This is a genomic window from Bacillus cereus group sp. BfR-BA-01382 (assembly GCF_022663475.1).
GTDB lineage: Bacteria > Bacillota > Bacilli > Bacillales > Bacillaceae_G > Bacillus_A > Bacillus_A thuringiensis_S.
In genome coordinates, this window is sequence record NZ_JAKUFQ010000401.1 from 1 (window position 1) to 244 (window position 244).

The following is a 244-nucleotide window of genomic DNA, read 5'->3' on the forward strand; positions in this document are numbered from 1 at the left end:
TGTTGGACCAGTTGGACCTTGTATTCCTTGTGAACCTGTTGGGCCTGTATTTCCAGTTGGTCCTTGGGAACCTGTTGCTCCTGTAGCCCCTGTTGGGCCTTGGATTCCTTGCGGGCCTTGAATTCCTTGTGGACCTGTCGCTCCTGTTGCTCCTGTAGCTCCCGTTGGGCCTTGTATCCCTTGAACTCCTTGGGGACCTTGCGCTCCCGTTGCCCCTGTGTCCCCTGTAGGACCTTGGGGACCT

1 pseudogene is annotated in these 244 nt (G+C 57.0%); it reads right to left on the bottom strand.

Annotated features, from left to right (window positions below):
• A pseudogene (locus tag MR160_RS34490) lies at window positions 1–244 on the bottom strand (hypothetical protein); the annotation flags it as partial.